Origin of the sequence: Roseobacter sp. MED193, assembly GCF_000152965.1 — a bacterium.
Classification (GTDB): Bacteria; Pseudomonadota; Alphaproteobacteria; order Rhodobacterales; family Rhodobacteraceae; genus Pseudophaeobacter.
Genome location: NZ_AANB01000013.1, coordinates 64,394 through 78,388, shown reverse-complemented (window position 1 = coordinate 78,388; position 13,995 = coordinate 64,394). Strand labels below are relative to the sequence as shown.

Below are 13,995 nucleotides of genomic sequence, written 5' to 3'. Positions count from 1 at the left end.
GCCCCGTTCATTCGGACATTCGTATAGGTGAGAGATCTGCGAGGATCGGACAATCCGGACGATGATCCCCGGCACATTTCTCCACAAGTTCGGTAAGCGTCGTTCTCATGGATTGCAGCTTCTCGATCTTTTCCTCGATCTGGCGAAGATGCTCTTCCGCCACCGCCTTCACCTGAACGCTTTCGCGGTTTTCATCCTCGTAGAGAGCCAGAAGCGTCCTGCAATCTTCGATGGTGAACCCCAAGGCCCGTGCGCGACCCAGAAACGCCAGCTTGTGAACGTGGTTCTCGGTGAACGCGCGATAGCCGTTCTCGCTACGGTTCGGGCGGATCAGCCCGATGTCCTCGTAGTAGCGGATTGTTTTTGGGGGCACACCCGATTGTCGGGCAACGTCTCCGATGTTCATGTCGGACCTCCGTTATTCTGCTGGAGCAGGAGTGGCGGCTGCCATCTCTGCCGGGATTGCGCGCTGCTCGTCCATCGCCGGCGCGATGCCTCGCAGGCGCAGGGCATTGGTCAGAACGAACACCGAGGACAAAGCCATCGCGCCCGCCGCGAGAATTGGTGACAGGAGCAGCCCAAAGGCGGGATAAAGCACCCCGGCGGCGACCGGAATCAGCGCGACATTGTAGGCAAAGGCCCAGAACAGGTTCTGCCGGATGTTGCGCATGGTCCGGCGGGACACCTCGAAGGCATTCACCACGCCGCGCAAATCGCCGGACATCAGGACGACATCCGCGGACTCGATGGCCACATCGGTGCCGGTGCCAATGGCGATACCCACATCGGCATGCGCCAGCGCCGGGGCGTCATTGATACCGTCGCCGACAAAGGCGATGCGCTTGCCGCCCTCACGCAACGTATCGAGCGCCGCGACCTTGCCGTCTGGCAGAACGCCCGCGACGACGTGATCAATGCCGGTTTCGCGGGCGATGGCTTCGGCGGTTTCGCGTTTGTCCCCTGTGATCATCGCAACCGCAAGACCCTTTTCGTGCAGCGCTGCGATGGCTGCGCGGCTTGCCGGTTTGACCGGGTCGGCAACGCCGATCACGGCGGCGACACGTCCATCTATGGCAGCGTAAAGCGCCGTCCGGCCCTTGCTTGCGATATTCGTTTCCTCTTGTGCCAACGCCGAGACGTCAACGCCTTGCCGCGCCATGTATCGGTCGGCCCCAACCAATACCTCCACATCTTCGACCAAGGCGCGCACGCCGTAACCGGTGACCGATTGAAAGCCTTCGGCCCCCACAAGAGGTGCGCCCTCGGCCCGGGCTGCGCGCACGATCGCGTCCGCGACAGGATGCTCGGAGAGCGACTCCACGGCGGCGATCTTCGAAAGCGTCGTTGGACGATCAAACCCTTCCGCCAGCACCAGGTCGGTCAGTGCAGGTCGCCCCTCGGTCACCGTGCCTGTTTTGTCGAGGGCGACCACATCAACGGAATCAAGTTGCTGCAAGGCGTCACCTTTACGGAACAGGACACCCATTTCCGCAGCACGTCCCGTCCCGACCATGATGGAGGTCGGCGTCGCAAGCCCCATCGCGCAGGGGCACGCGATGATCAACACCGACACACCGGCGACAAGGGCCATTGTCAGGGCCGGATCAGGTCCGAAAACCAGCCAGACCAGCACGGTCGCCGCCGCGATTGCCATGACGGCAGGCACAAACCAAAGCGTGATCCGGTTGACCAATCCCTGGATCGGCAGCTTGGCGCCTTGGGCCTCTTCGACCATGCGAATGATCTGCGCCAGGGTCGTGTCGGCGCCGACCCGCGTGGCGCGGAATTGCAGACTTCCGGCGCCGTTGACCGTCCCGCCGGTCACCGGATCTCCGGCACCCTTTTCAGCGGGAATCGGCTCGCCTGTCAGCATGCTTTCGTCGACGCGGCTGGTCCCCTCGATGACCTCGCCATCGACCGCGATGCGTTCGCCGGGGCGCACGATGACGATGTCACCCTGAACCAGCGCATCGATCTCGATCTCAATGCTTTCACCATCGCGCATCACTCGCGCGGTCCGCGCCTGAAGCCCCAGCAGCTTCTGGATGGCCGCGCCCGTTCTCCCCTTAGCGCGCGCTTCAAGAAAACGCCCCAGCAAGATGAGGACGACGATGACCGCTGCCGCCTCGAAGTAGACAGAGCGCAGCGTGTCAGGCAAGGCCGATGGTACGAATGTCGCAACTACGGAATAGAAGTAAGCCGCCCCGGTGCCGACCGCGACGAGGCTGTTCATGTCGGGCGCGCCCCGGAATAGGGCCGGGAAACCCTTGGTGTAAAACGTCCGGCCCGGGCCGAAGAGAACGATTGTCGTGAGAACGAATTGAAGAAGCCAACTCGTCTGCTGACCAATCGTGGTCTCGATAAGCATATGAACGGCCGGAATGACGTGGCCACCCATCTCGATCAAAAAGACCGGCAAGGCGAGGATGGCTGCAAAGGTGACCCGTTTGGCAAGCGCCTGAGCCTCTTCCTCCTTGCGCGCAACCCTGTCGTCACCGGCTTGGGCCGTTGCCACGGTTGCTGGATACCCTGCCGCGCCGCTTGCATTTTCCAGATCGGATGTCGTGACAAGACCTTCGACGTAAACCACCGTTGCCGTCTCGGAGGCGAGGTTGACGTTCACCTCGACCACTCCAGGCACCGCGGAAAGCGCCTTGTCGACCCGCCCGACGCAAGAGGCACAGGACATCGCTGCAATCGTGAGTTCGGCCTTGGCCGTCCGCGCGGGGTAGCCCAGCTCGCGAAGGGTTTCGATGATGTCCGGAATGCGCTTGAGCGCGTCCACGCTCATACGTGCGGTTTCGGAAGCAAGATTAACCGACACATCCTCTACGCCGTCGATTGCATTCAATGCGCGGTCGACCCTGCCAACGCAGGACGCACATGACATGCCTTCGATCGGCAGGCTGATCTGTTTGGGTTCGGGCATATGTGTCACCTGTTTTTCCATTCAAGGTGAATATGGGGCTTCCAGTTACCGGAAGGTCAACCGAGAAGCAGTAAAATTTCTTCTCTTGACCTTCCAGCGGGGGGAAACCCCATGTCACCGACGGAAATCAGATGAAGGAGTGGTTCCAATGAAGTTCAGCGTTCCGGACATGAGCTGTGGACATTGCACCGCAGCGATCGAAAGCGCAGTGAAAACCGCAGATCCGAATGCAGGCGTAGAATGTGACCTTTCTGCCCGACAAGTGCGTGTCGACAGCGTGTTACCAGCCGATCAGGTCCAAGCGATCATTCGGGATGAGGGCTACGACGTGGAACCTGCGGCCGCTTGATGCAGTGCCCGGGCCACCCAAGGGCGGTCCGGGCACAGAATTTCAGTCTTCGTCTTTGCGGGCTTCTTCGACCAAGTCGGCAAGCTGCGCCTTTTCGACAAAGCCAGGCACCAGCGCGTCACCGATCACGAAAGACGGCGTGCCGTTAAAGCCCAGAGCTTGGGTCAGTTGCATGGATGTCGCAATGTGCTCTTCGACCTCGGGGGCCTCCATGTCCTTGCGCAACTGCGCGATATCCAGGCCGATCTCCTCGGCCACGCGCAGCACGGACGCCTCTTCCGCGCGGCCTTCCAGCCCCATCATAGCCCAGTGAAACTCTTCGTATTTGTCCTGCTTGCGCGCTGCCAAGGCCGCTTTCGCGGCGAACACCGATCCGTCTCCGAGAATGGGCCATTCACGATAGACGAGGCGAATGTTTGGATCCTCTTCGATCAAAGCCCGCACCTCGGGTTTGACCCGCCGACAATAGGGACAGTTGTAGTCGAAAAATTCCACAACGGTGACGTCCCCTTCCGCGTTGCCGAGAACCGGCGCATTCGGATCGTTCTCGATCAGATCGCGCTGGTCATTCAGAACTTGGGCCTGACTGAGCTCCTGCGCTTGCGCCTGCCTTTGTTCGAGGATCGCCACGGCCTCCATGACAATCTCCGGTTTCTCGCGGATTGCCTCGAGCACAAGTTCCTTGACCCGGGACTCTGACAGTTCGTCGGCGAGTGCCGGTATCGGAAGCAAGGCAGCTATCGCGACCGTCGTGAAGGCTTGTCTGAAACGCATTTTAGTTCTCTCCCCGTTGTTCGTCGGCTTCTGTCCGCGCGGCCTGGACTTCGCGGATGCGGTCTGGCCAGGTGGACCGGATGAAGGCCAGGATGTTGTGAATTTGCTGGTCGGTCAGCACGTCTGCGAAACCGGGCATGCCACTGTCGAATTCGACGCCCTGACGCGCCAGAAGCGCCGCACCCCCCAGTTTTGTGTAATCGAAGAGCAGGCTGTCAGGATGATGCCAGGTGTGACCCGTCTCATCATGCGGTGGTGCTGGCAGGCGCCCATCCGCGCCGGGCGTTCGCCATTCCGGCTGGCCTTCCAGACCCGCGCCATGACAAGACGCGCAGTTTTCTGCGTAGAGCAACGCGCCTTCTTCGATGTCGTAGCTCTCCGCCTTGGACGCGCTGCCGACATCCGAGGATGCACTGGTCGAGAGCCAATACATGAAGGCGGCTGCTGCGACAGTGATCGGAACGGACCAAACGAGATACCTCATGTGACCCGTATCCAGGTTGTCATGCCAGATGCGGCGTGGCTGAGCATGTGGCAATGGAACAGCCACTTGCCGGGATTGTCTGCCGTAAAGGCGATCTCCCGGGACTCGTTGCCGGCCAACAGGATCGTGTCCCGCATCGGCCCGAATGCGCCGTCGGGGCGCAGCTCGCGGAAATGCATCCCGTGCAGGTGCATCGCATGCGGGAAAACGGTCTGGTTCTCGATCTTCAGGCGCACCGGCTCGTTCAGGGATAGATCGGCCAGTGGCGTGTCGGTCATTTCGGCGACATCATTCAGGGCCCAGAATTTGCCCGCTTGGGCAAGCTGACGGAATCCAAGACGTTCCCCGCCGAGCAACGCGGACTGCATCCGCCCCATTGCACCGCCGGACATGACCAGTCGCAAATCACGCGCATCGGCAAGGTCCGGGGCGTGTGCCGCGGGGTTCGGCGGCAACGGCAGTGGCTTGCCTCTTGGTACTGAACTGGCTGTGCCGTTGACCAGAAAACTCACCAACGGGGTCAGTTGATCATCATCGCCGATGCGAAGCAACTGGGCGGTGCCGCCTTCGTCTTCGGTCACATCGACAATTAAGTCGACGCGCTGTGCCGGGCCGAGGATCAACTCGCCGTCAATCTGCTGGGGTTGGCCGATTGGCATTCCATCGACGGCCACCGTCCAGCCACTCAACCCCGAGAGCGTCAGCGGGAAAATTCGCGCGCTTGCTGCGTTGATGATCCGCAAGCGAATGCGTTCGTTGCGCTTCGCGGACAAGGTCAGGTCATAGCGCCCATTGGTCGTGATAAAGTTGCCGATGCGTCCACCGTGGCTCATCATCATGGGCTGTTCGAAATTGTCGAACAGCTGCCCGCTCTCAGGGTCGAGCAACCAGTCCTCCAGAACGATGACTTCCTCGCGGTCGATGTCCGGCCTGTCGGCCTCTTCGACGATTAAGGCGCCGCGCAGACCACGCGCGACTTGTTCGTACGAGCGATTATGCGCGTGATACCAATAGGTGCCCGCGTCCGGTACGACGAAGTCGTAGTCAAAGGTTTCACCTGGTGCCACGGCTTTCTGGGTCAGTCCTGAAACGCCATCCATCGCGTTATCGATCCGGATTCCGTGCCAGTGAACCGAACTGGGATCGGGTACCTCGTTGCGGAACCTGCGACGCACCCGATCGCCTTGTGCAACCCGGATTTCCGGGGCCGGAACAAGACCATCATAGCCCCAGATCTCTGTTTCCGGGTAGGTGTCCGGAAGAAGTTGTCGACGCGCAACCTTGGCAACCACGTCCTCGAACGGGGTTGCGGCATAGGCCGACCGCGGGATGACGGCCGCACAGGCCGCCAGAGTTGCATTGCGCAAGAAATCCCTACGTGTTTGTTTCATTTCGATCCTCGAGAAAGCGGGGGCGTGTCGCCCCCGCGTGATGTTAGTTCGAAGCGGAGTTCTCCGCCTCGACCGTGTCCTTGTTCAGCAGGAAAAGCGCAATCGCTTCGCGATCGGCAGGTGTCAGAAACCGAGTTCCCTCGCGAACCACTTCCGCCATGCTGCCGCCGAAAGCATCGCCCGAAGGGGTGATGCCGGTCTGGAGCGCATAAGCGAGGTTTGAAACCGTCCAGTCATTTTTGGCCAGGTCTTTTGGCCGTATCGCGGGTGCCTTGCTGCCACCGGGAAGCTGGGCGTTGCCTGCAAAGGAAGCACCGATATCGCGGCCTCCCGCAAGATTGCGCGGCGTATGGCAGGCTCCGCAATGTGCCGCACCGCGCACCAATTCCCGTCCGCGATTCCATGCGTCGCTTCGCCTTTCAACCGGCTCTGTATCCGGATCGTAGAAGAACGCCGCTCGCCAAAGCTTCAGCCCCCATCGTTGGTCGAATGGGAAGCTGACATCGTTTTCTGGTGCAGGCTCGTCCACGGGCGGCACGGTTTGAAATGCTGCCCATAGGTCAGCGATATCCTGGTCGGAAAAATCCGCATAGAAGGTATACGGGAAAGACGGATAGTACGGCGTTCCATCGGGACCGATGCCCTGCCGCACGGCTTTTGCGAACTGTTCTGCCGTCCATTCGCCCATGCCATGTTCGGGGTCTGTCGTCAGGTTGGGCGGATAGAACGTTCCGAACGGGGTTTCGAGCGGCGCCCCTCCGGCAAGTGGTGCGCCGCCCGCTTCAAAATTGGTATGACATGCAATGCACCCACTGGCGCGCGCCAGATACGCGCCCCGGTCGACATTGCCCTCTGTTGCAATCGGAGACACTGTACTGCCGACAGGCCATGCAATCACCGCGCCGAGGCCGGCCGTGCCCAGCACGGCGACCCCGCTGACGAGTGTCAAAAACCGGCGCATGGTTAGTCTTCTTCCGCCCGGAAGCGTTCATGGCACGCGGAACAGACCTGAGTCGTCATCGTGAAAGCCGCGTCGGCGGGCATTTCGGCAATGGCGGCAGCATCCATCATGCCGCCTCCGCCCATCATCGTGCTCCCGCCCATCATGGTTGTATCGCTTCCCATCATGGACCCACCGCCCATCATCGAGGTGCCACCCATGGAGGTATTGCCGCCCATGCCGCCCAATCCATTGTCGGCTGCGCGTTCCAGGCCCTCAGAGTATTCTTCCAGCTGATTTGCCAATGCTGCGAAGCGGTCCCAGTCGGTCCACACTTCGCCTTTGGCTTCCGAGGGCATGCCCCCTGTGCCCTCTGGGAACAGCTTTGTCATGCTCTCACCGGCGTGCTGCTGGAACAGGCGCGCTGCATCGCCCACAGCCCCTGCTTCATAGGCCGTTTCGCCCCGCATCATCGGGGCCACGGTCTTGACCGCCTTCCCCATTGCAAGCATGGCGTCCATGCGCTCTTTCACGATGCCGGTGGCACCGCTATGCGCGAATGCCGTGACCGCAGTACCTGCAATCAACACTGCCGCTGCGATAGTTGTCTTTTTCATGTCTTCGATCCTTCTTTGGGTCTGCTTTTCGAGCGATGTGAAATCAGAGCCACCGTCGCGGCGGTGGAGGATCGCTGGTGGGGCGCAACTCGGTTCGTTGGGTCGCGCCGTCTTGCATGACGGCCTTCAGAAAGTGAGGCTCGTAAACCACGTTTGTCTGGAGCAACACCGCTACCGTGACAGAACAATCGAGTCCTGGATGACAGTGGCCAGAGGCCTCGTTCGAGGGTGACCCTACATCTTCATGATTGTGGAATTCTTGCTCCAAGGACACTTCACCATGATGTACTGGTGCCTCAGGCATTCCCAGAACCACGAGGAAAAGGCCGAAAACGAGCGACAGGATCCATCTGCTGATCCGGGTCCAACGCATCAGTCGATCCCGTTGGCCCGCTGAAGTTCGCGAACATAGGCGGCAACCATCTTGACTTCTCCTTGGGTCAGCCCCTCGATCTTGGGCATATTACCGAATTTCCAGTGATGCGCACGCACGCCATTTTGAGCGGCTAGAACAAAGGCCATGTCTGAATGGTGGCTTGGCTCGTAAATCTTGTGCACAAGAGGTGGCGCAATCCCGTTCTGTCCCGCTGCGTTTGCTCCATGGCACTCGGAACACTTAGCCTCGAATATGGTCTTCCCAATCGTGGCTTGCTCCGAGAATTCTGCTGGCAGTTGGACCTGAACGATTGGGTCGCCTGCCTCTATCCTACTTGTGTCAGGAGGCGTCATGGAATGACCCATCGCTGTATCTTCCGCAGAAATGAACTGCCAAGTTGCAACTCCCCCGCCAGCTATAACTACGGCTGCGATAAGTGCGGTCAATTTATCCATGCCTGTATCTTCCGCCTTGTCTCTTGGGTCAGATGAGTTTGACTTGAGTGCCGACGGGCACCCGCTCGTAAAGCTCTTCAACCTGTTCGTTGAACAAACCGATGCAGCCATTTGACGACCGACGACCGATCTTTCGCGTGTCCTGTGTTCCGTGGATACGGTAGTATTGCCAGGACAGATACAATGCGCGGGTACCCAGAGGGTTGGCAGGATCGCCTCCCTCGACACGTGCCGGCCATTCTGGATTGCGTTCCCGCATGGAGGGCGTCGGCGCCCAGCTGGGTTTTTTGCGCTTTTCCACGACTTCGGTATAACCGCGTTTTGTGAGTTCGTCGGTCAGAGGAACGGAAGTTGGGTAGATCCGCATCTCGCCATCTGATGTCCAATGCTGGAGCGCCATCGTCACGGTGTCTGAGATGATGACCCCCTTTCCAAGTGCGTCGAAGTGATCTTGCCAGTCATGAACTCGGAAAGAAGAAATGTTGCGGCGAATGGTTTCGGCTCGAACCACGCTTGGTGCAACCAAAGCGACAGCCGCATACCCCAATAGGCTTCGTCGATTGATCTTGTTGTTTCGCGAAGTCGTCATGACACACTCCTAGCCTTCGGTTTGTACATGTCTTTTACGGGAGACCCGGCATCAGGCAACCTGACAAGACCGCGAGAAGTGTATCCATTTGTATCCTTGACCTTACCCTGCTGGAGGGCCGCAAATGACGCGTGGAACGAGACAAAGAGGGCGACATGGACCACCAGAACCATAGAAAAAAGCCGATCACGGACAGGCTCATGCATTACGGTATGATGGCGTGTTGCGTCGTCATGCTGCTGCCCTTTGCGGGGTTTTTTCTTGCCGGCGGCACATTGGCGGGCGTGTGGGGCAATGCAGCGGCTTTCGCCCCGCTCCTGCTGTGCGTTGGGGCGCATCTTGCGATGCACAAATTCATGGGGAAATCGTGCCATTCCGACAAGGCAAATGATTCTATCGAGGAAACGCCCGAGCCGATGACCTCCGCGATTCCAGTCGTCGTGCGGAACAGGCAGTGATGTGCGGAGGAAGGCACGGGTAAGCACATTGCTTTTGGCGGGTTTGTTGCTTGGGGGATGTGCGGTAAACCTTGCAGACTGCTTAGATCGCAGCGCTATCGTTTCCACGAAACAAGCGTCAGACCTTCTGCCGGAGGGGTGTCGGTATCTTTCAACTTCTGGGACAGGCGTCGCGCGAGTTGACTGCGCGGACGGTCGTCAGGGTTTTGCCGTGGGTATTCGTTGAGGCAACCTCCGCCGTCTTGGCGAAATCTGCGGTAAAAATAAGGGAAGGAAGCGGGTATCTTGATCGACTGCCTTTTGATCCTGCGACGGGTTTTGCTTATTCCCTTCGTGCTCCTGGCCCTTGTCTCTGGAAGTGTCGCGGCAGCAACCTCTGCTGAATACCAGAGTGCGCCACTCACCGCGCATCTCATTAGTGCACAGGAAGGCGTTCCCGAGAACACACTGACTCTGTCGGCCGGGCTTCATCTTCAACTGAACGAAAACTGGAAGACCTATTGGCGGTCGCCAGGAGAGGTGGGAATACCGCCTTCGGTCGAATGGACCGGTTCCGAAAACGTCGCAGATGTCGAATTCATGTGGCCTTTCCCGACACGCTTCACCGCCTTCGGCATCGAAAATTTTGGTTATGCGGGTGAAGTCGTCTTTCCGCTGCGCATAACGCTCAAAGATCCCGGCGCACCTGTGACTCTTTCCGCGCAGGTCAAACTGCTGGTGTGCTCCAATGTCTGTGTCCCGGAAGAGTTTGACCTGTCACTTCGCCTCGGACGCGGCAACGGCATCGACAGCACTGCGGCTGGGCTGATTGGCACGTTTTCCGAGCGCGTCCCCGAAGGAGCCGAGGCGGGTGGCGTCAGCGAGGCAAATGCCTTCATCGACGAAGACCTCACGGAGTTGATCGTCAGTCTGCGCGTCGATGAACCACTCCAGTCGCCGGATGTGTTTCCCGAACTGGGTATGGGTGTTGCGCTTGGCAAACCCGATATCCGTTTGGGAGAAGAGGATCGTTTGCTGTGGGCGCGCTTGCCGATCCTCTCGTCGAATACGGATGTGACGGTGGTGCCGTCGATTACCGTCACCGACGGCGAGAACCGGGCCTTCACGATCATCGCGGATCGCGTGGCGCAAGGCATCGCACCGCCCTTTGAACTGGCCGCCACGACACCGGACATGTTGGAACTGATCTGGATTGCCGCGATCGCGCTGCTGGGCGGATTGATTCTGAATGTGATGCCCTGTGTACTGCCGGTGCTGTCTATCAAGGTGTCGTCCGTGCTCAAACACACCGATCACGACACAACCCGTGTCCGGTTCGGCTTCGTCGCAGCCGCCGCTGGCATCATGATGTTCATGTGGGGTCTGGCGCTCGTCCTCTGGGCGCTCCAGACGGCAGGCCTCAGCGTCGGGTGGGGTCTGCAGTTTCAAAGCCCGCTGTTTCTTGCGGTGATGATCGCTGTTCTGCTCGTCTTTTCGGCAAATCTGTTCGGAGCGTTCGAGTTCGCCCTTCCACACGGCATGCAGACGCGGCTTGCAGGGGCCGGAGGACGCAACGGGTATTCCGCCGACTTTTTCACTGGCATGTTTGGTGCCGTCATGGCAACGCCCTGCTCGGCACCGTTCCTCGGCACCGCTGTGGCCTTTGCTTTGGCCGGGCGTGGCTTGGACATCCTCATAGTCTTTACGAGCCTCGGCCTCGGCCTCGCGCTGCCCTATCTCGTCATCGCCGCGTTCCCGCGTCTGGTCGCGTTCATGCCCAAGCCTGGTCGGTGGATGCTGATCATCAAAAGCGTCATGGGGGTCTTGCTGCTTGCTACCGCCGTGTGGCTGTTCTGGGCGCTCGACGGTGTCGCCGGGCTGGCCTCCGTCATCGCGGTCGCGGCGTTGTCCGGTCTCGCCGTTCTGATACTATCCCTCCCGAATGTGCAGTCCCAATTCAGGTGGTCTATTGCCACAGCCAGCCTTGTCCTGGCTCTTGCCGCAGGTCCTCTCCTGCAGCAGTCCGCGCCGGCCCGTTCAGAGTCGCAATCGGCATTGGCTTGGATCGCATTTGACCGGTCGGACATAGCGAAACGTGTGTCAGAGGGAGAGGTCGTCTTTGTCGATGTGACCGCTGACTGGTGCCTGACTTGCAAAGCGAACAAGGCACTTGTGATCGACCCTGAGCCAGTCCGCAGTGCGCTGGACACGCCAGGTGTCACGCCGATGCGGGCAGATTGGACACGTCCGGACGCGCGCATTTCCCGTTACCTTGAGAGTTTCGGTAGATATGGCATCCCCTTCAATGCCGTCTATGGACCGTCGGCACCGGAGGGCATTGTGCTGTCCGAATTGCTGACGACCGAGGACGTGATGGACGCCTTGGCGCAAGCCAGCGGTCGGGATGTTTCCGCAAAGGTTGCCGAACAGGAGTGACCTGCCCGGGCGGGACACCGACCAGCAGTCAGCCGCCGAGCCGCTCGAGCGCGTCACGGACCGCAGCACGCCGAGGATCATTGGCGGGCTGCTGCTCCAACAGCGCTTCAACCTTACGGTAGGCCTCAATGGCGCGATCCTCTTCCTGAAGGACGGCGTAGGCGTTTGCCAGCCGCATCCAACCATCCAGATCCACCGGTTCATCCTCAAGTCGCTCGGCCAGGCGCGAGACCATCGAGCGGATGAACTCCGCGCGATCCGCGCCACTCATCTCCGATGCCGCCGCGACATCTGCCGCACTCGGGCCGGGTGGGGATGTCGGCGCGCTGGGTAGATCGACGATCGGAAGATCTGCGGCGGCGGCGATCCGGTTGATCTGCAAAGCGTAGGTTTCCATCCATGGAACGTAAGCCTCTTCCTGATCCAGCCGGGAAACCAGCAACTCGTAGGCCCTACGCGTCTCTTCTTTCTGGAGATAATACAGAGACTCGAAGTAGGTTGCCGCAGGATTGGATGGGTCAAGGTCCAAAGCGCGATCAATGGCCAATTTTGCCCGTGGAATAACAACGCCGTCATTGGCAACCGCGACGGCCTCTGCCAGCATGGAGAATGTCGCGGAGGTGGCATCCTCCCGTTCGGCGACCACTTCGAAGGCTGCGACGGCATCGGCTGCTCTGCCCATGCGCTGATAGGTCTGGCCTAACAGCATCCACCCTTCGCTGGGGCCGCCGGTCGGATCGGATACAAGCCTTTCGCGAAGTTGTATTGCAAGCGCCGTCACTTCATCAGTCTGTGCGCGCTCCTCTGCACGGGCAGCGAAGGCCATTGAAGGCACCTCCGGCGATCCCATTGTCAGATAGTAGCCCGCGGCAATAACCGGCGCGAGGACCGACGCGACAACGAGAGTGACTCTGCCACCACTACGGGACGATCCGGCTTTTTCTTCCGAATTGCGGGTCGTCGCGAGGATCCGTTTCTTGATCTCGAGTCTGGCTGCTTGAGCTTCTTGTTCAGAAATCAAACCGCGGTCCATGTCTCGTTCGATTTCCTGCATCTGATCGGCGAGGATGGCCGGTACCGCATCTCCTCTGGTGAGAGTGTTCGATTTGGACAGCAGCAGCGGGTAGAGGACTATTCCGATCGCGAGCAGCGTCAAAAAACCGAAAATACCCCAGATCATGGCGCATCCCCCGCTTCGTTTTGTCTGAGAATTTCGGAAACGGTGTTCTCATCCTCTGAGCCCAAATCTTCAAATGGCTCTTGCTTTCGCCGACTCATCAGTACCCCACCACCAACGAAAACCCCGACCAGAACGAAAGCGATCGGCGCAAACCAAAGCGCGTAGGTCGCAGGCTCCAGAGGCGGTTTGAGCAGCACGTAATCCCCGTACCGCGCCCGAATATATTCGATCACCTCGGTGTCACTGTCTCCGGCGACCAAGCGCTCGCGTACGAGCAGACGCAAGTCCCGCGCCACACCCGCGTTCGAGCTGTCGATGTCCTGATTTTGACAGACGACGCATCGCAGATCCTTGGAAATCCCCCGCGCACGCTGTTCCAATACCGGGTCGGTCAGCATTTCGTCCGGTTCCACCGCATTGGCGGCAAAGGGAAAGAGCCCGATGCAAAATGCGAAAATCAACTGTCTCATGATGCTGCTCCATTTGGCAGTGCGCCTGCCTGCTTCAGGGCTTGCGTGAACCGTTCGACGGCGTCCGGACCCACGACCGGCCCGACATAGCGAAACAAAACGGTGCCATCGCCATCGACGATGAAGGTTTCCGGCACGCCCGACAGGCCCCATTCGATCCCGGTGCGGCCCGACAGGTCGGACCCGATCCGCTCGTAGGGATTGCCGAGGTCTTTGAGCCACTTCACGGCATCCTCTGGTTTGTCTTTGTAGTTGATGCCGAACAACCGCATTCCCTCGCGTTCGACAAAGCGTGTCAACACGGCATGCTCCGCGCGGCAGGGCACGCACCAGGACGCAAAGACATTGACCACGACCGGTCGTTCGTTGCCGACAAGATCGCTTCGGGCCAGGCCGGGTGTCTCCAACCCTGGCACGGGATCGAGGTCGAACGCCGGGGCGGGTTGCGAGATCAGGACGGAAGGGATCTCGTTGGGATCCCGCTCGGGATTGAGCCCCCAGAGAAAAAACCCCCCGAATATGACCGCCGCAATAAACGGCAGCCCGGCAATGAGACGTTTCATTTTCT

At 59.8% G+C, this 13,995-nt stretch carries 15 protein-coding genes; 3 read left to right on the top strand and 12 right to left on the bottom strand.

Annotated elements, in window-relative coordinates:
* Window positions 1-7: 7 nt before the first annotated feature.
* Both cueR and MED193_RS02305 read right to left on the bottom strand, forming a co-directional pair.
* Window positions 8-406 carry a Cu(I)-responsive transcriptional regulator gene (gene cueR / locus MED193_RS02310; protein WP_009808020.1) on the bottom strand — a complete coding sequence of 133 codons (399 nt, stop codon included), beginning with the start codon at window positions 404-406 and terminating at the stop codon, window positions 8-10.
* Window positions 407-418: 12 nt separating this feature from the next.
* The gene (locus tag MED193_RS02305) at window positions 419-2,929 is read right to left on the bottom strand and encodes a heavy metal translocating P-type ATPase (protein WP_027238581.1); all 2,511 of its coding nucleotides are present in this window, start codon (window positions 2,927-2,929) and stop codon (window positions 419-421) included.
* A 148-nt stretch (window positions 2,930-3,077) separates the two neighbouring features.
* On the opposite strand from MED193_RS02305, the gene MED193_RS02300 reads away from it, so the two are divergent.
* Window positions 3,078-3,278, top strand: coding sequence for a heavy-metal-associated domain-containing protein (locus MED193_RS02300; protein WP_009808018.1), 201 nt, complete (start codon window positions 3,078-3,080; stop codon window positions 3,276-3,278).
* A gap of 42 nt (window positions 3,279-3,320) precedes the next feature.
* Here MED193_RS02300 and MED193_RS02295 read toward each other — a convergent pair whose 3' ends face one another.
* The 7 genes from MED193_RS02295 to MED193_RS02265 form a co-directional block, all read right to left on the bottom strand.
* Window positions 3,321-4,052, bottom strand: coding sequence for a DsbA family protein (locus tag MED193_RS02295; RefSeq protein WP_009808017.1), 732 nt, complete (start codon window positions 4,050-4,052; stop codon window positions 3,321-3,323).
* 1 nt (window position 4,053) lies between these two features.
* The gene (locus MED193_RS02290) at window positions 4,054-4,536 is read right to left on the bottom strand and encodes a cytochrome c (protein ID WP_027238580.1); all 483 of its coding nucleotides are present in this window, start codon (window positions 4,534-4,536) and stop codon (window positions 4,054-4,056) included.
* On the bottom strand, window positions 4,533-5,927 hold the full coding sequence (locus tag MED193_RS02285; protein ID WP_009808015.1) for a multicopper oxidase family protein: 1,395 nt from the start codon (window positions 5,925-5,927) through the stop codon (window positions 4,533-4,535). The genes MED193_RS02290 and MED193_RS02285 overlap by 4 nt, the downstream gene beginning before the upstream one ends.
* Window positions 5,928-5,970: 43 nt before the next feature.
* Window positions 5,971-6,888 (bottom strand): cytochrome c, encoded by a 918-nt coding sequence (locus MED193_RS02280; protein WP_009808014.1) that lies wholly within the window; start codon window positions 6,886-6,888, stop codon window positions 5,971-5,973.
* A 2-nt stretch (window positions 6,889-6,890) separates the two neighbouring features.
* On the bottom strand, window positions 6,891-7,484 hold the full coding sequence (locus MED193_RS02275; RefSeq protein WP_009808013.1) for a cytochrome c: 594 nt from the start codon (window positions 7,482-7,484) through the stop codon (window positions 6,891-6,893).
* A 372-nt stretch (window positions 7,485-7,856) separates the two neighbouring features.
* Window positions 7,857-8,315 carry a cytochrome c gene (locus MED193_RS02270; protein WP_009808012.1) on the bottom strand — a complete coding sequence of 153 codons (459 nt, stop codon included), beginning with the start codon at window positions 8,313-8,315 and terminating at the stop codon, window positions 7,857-7,859.
* A 28-nt stretch (window positions 8,316-8,343) separates the two neighbouring features.
* On the bottom strand, window positions 8,344-8,904 hold the full coding sequence (locus MED193_RS02265; protein ID WP_009808011.1) for a L,D-transpeptidase: 561 nt from the start codon (window positions 8,902-8,904) through the stop codon (window positions 8,344-8,346).
* A gap of 155 nt (window positions 8,905-9,059) precedes the next feature.
* Between MED193_RS02265 and MED193_RS02260 the strand changes: the two genes are divergently transcribed.
* Both MED193_RS02260 and MED193_RS02255 read left to right on the top strand, forming a co-directional pair.
* On the top strand, window positions 9,060-9,362 hold the full coding sequence (locus MED193_RS02260; RefSeq protein ID WP_009808010.1) for a DUF2933 domain-containing protein: 303 nt from the start codon (window positions 9,060-9,062) through the stop codon (window positions 9,360-9,362).
* Between the two features lie 285 nt (window positions 9,363-9,647).
* Window positions 9,648-11,777, top strand: coding sequence for a protein-disulfide reductase DsbD (locus MED193_RS02255; RefSeq protein WP_009808009.1), 2,130 nt, complete (start codon window positions 9,648-9,650; stop codon window positions 11,775-11,777).
* 28 nt (window positions 11,778-11,805) lie between these two features.
* Here MED193_RS02255 and ccmI read toward each other — a convergent pair whose 3' ends face one another.
* Genes ccmI through MED193_RS02240 form a run of 3 tightly spaced genes read right to left on the bottom strand, consistent with a single transcriptional unit; the run spans window position 11,806 to window position 13,990 of the window.
* Entirely contained in the window at window positions 11,806-12,957 is a 1,152-nt protein-coding gene (gene ccmI, locus MED193_RS02250; protein ID WP_009808008.1) for a c-type cytochrome biogenesis protein CcmI, read from the bottom strand.
* On the bottom strand, window positions 12,954-13,427 hold the full coding sequence (locus MED193_RS02245) for a cytochrome c-type biogenesis protein (protein WP_009808007.1): 474 nt from the start codon (window positions 13,425-13,427) through the stop codon (window positions 12,954-12,956). The genes ccmI and MED193_RS02245 overlap by 4 nt, the downstream gene beginning before the upstream one ends.
* On the bottom strand, window positions 13,424-13,990 hold the full coding sequence (locus tag MED193_RS02240) for a DsbE family thiol:disulfide interchange protein (RefSeq protein WP_009808006.1): 567 nt from the start codon (window positions 13,988-13,990) through the stop codon (window positions 13,424-13,426). The genes MED193_RS02245 and MED193_RS02240 overlap by 4 nt, the downstream gene beginning before the upstream one ends.
* Between the last annotated feature and the right edge of the window lie 5 nt (window positions 13,991-13,995).

Bases quoted from the DNA above. Each gene is read 5' to 3' on its own strand.
- cueR (WP_009808020.1), bottom strand. From the start codon at position 406: ATGAACATCGGAGACGTTGCCCGACAATCGGGTGTGCCCCCAAAAACA.
- MED193_RS02305 (WP_027238581.1), bottom strand. From the start codon at position 2,929: ATGCCCGAACCCAAACAGATCAGCCTGCCGATCGAAGGCATGTCATGT.
- MED193_RS02300 (WP_009808018.1), top strand. From the start codon at position 3,078: ATGAAGTTCAGCGTTCCGGACATGAGCTGTGGACATTGCACCGCAGCG.
- MED193_RS02295 (WP_009808017.1), bottom strand. From the start codon at position 4,052: ATGCGTTTCAGACAAGCCTTCACGACGGTCGCGATAGCTGCCTTGCTT.
- MED193_RS02290 (WP_027238580.1), bottom strand. From the start codon at position 4,536: ATGAGGTATCTCGTTTGGTCCGTTCCGATCACTGTCGCAGCAGCCGCC.
- MED193_RS02285 (WP_009808015.1), bottom strand. From the start codon at position 5,927: ATGAAACAAACACGTAGGGATTTCTTGCGCAATGCAACTCTGGCGGCC.
- MED193_RS02280 (WP_009808014.1), bottom strand. From the start codon at position 6,888: ATGCGCCGGTTTTTGACACTCGTCAGCGGGGTCGCCGTGCTGGGCACG.
- MED193_RS02275 (WP_009808013.1), bottom strand. From the start codon at position 7,484: ATGAAAAAGACAACTATCGCAGCGGCAGTGTTGATTGCAGGTACTGCG.
- MED193_RS02270 (WP_009808012.1), bottom strand. From the start codon at position 8,315: ATGGATAAATTGACCGCACTTATCGCAGCCGTAGTTATAGCTGGCGGG.
- MED193_RS02265 (WP_009808011.1), bottom strand. From the start codon at position 8,904: ATGACGACTTCGCGAAACAACAAGATCAATCGACGAAGCCTATTGGGG.
- MED193_RS02260 (WP_009808010.1), top strand. From the start codon at position 9,060: ATGGACCACCAGAACCATAGAAAAAAGCCGATCACGGACAGGCTCATG.
- ccmI (WP_009808008.1), bottom strand. From the start codon at position 12,957: ATGATCTGGGGTATTTTCGGTTTTTTGACGCTGCTCGCGATCGGAATA.
- MED193_RS02245 (WP_009808007.1), bottom strand. From the start codon at position 13,427: ATGAGACAGTTGATTTTCGCATTTTGCATCGGGCTCTTTCCCTTTGCC.
- MED193_RS02240 (WP_009808006.1), bottom strand. From the start codon at position 13,990: ATGAAACGTCTCATTGCCGGGCTGCCGTTTATTGCGGCGGTCATATTC.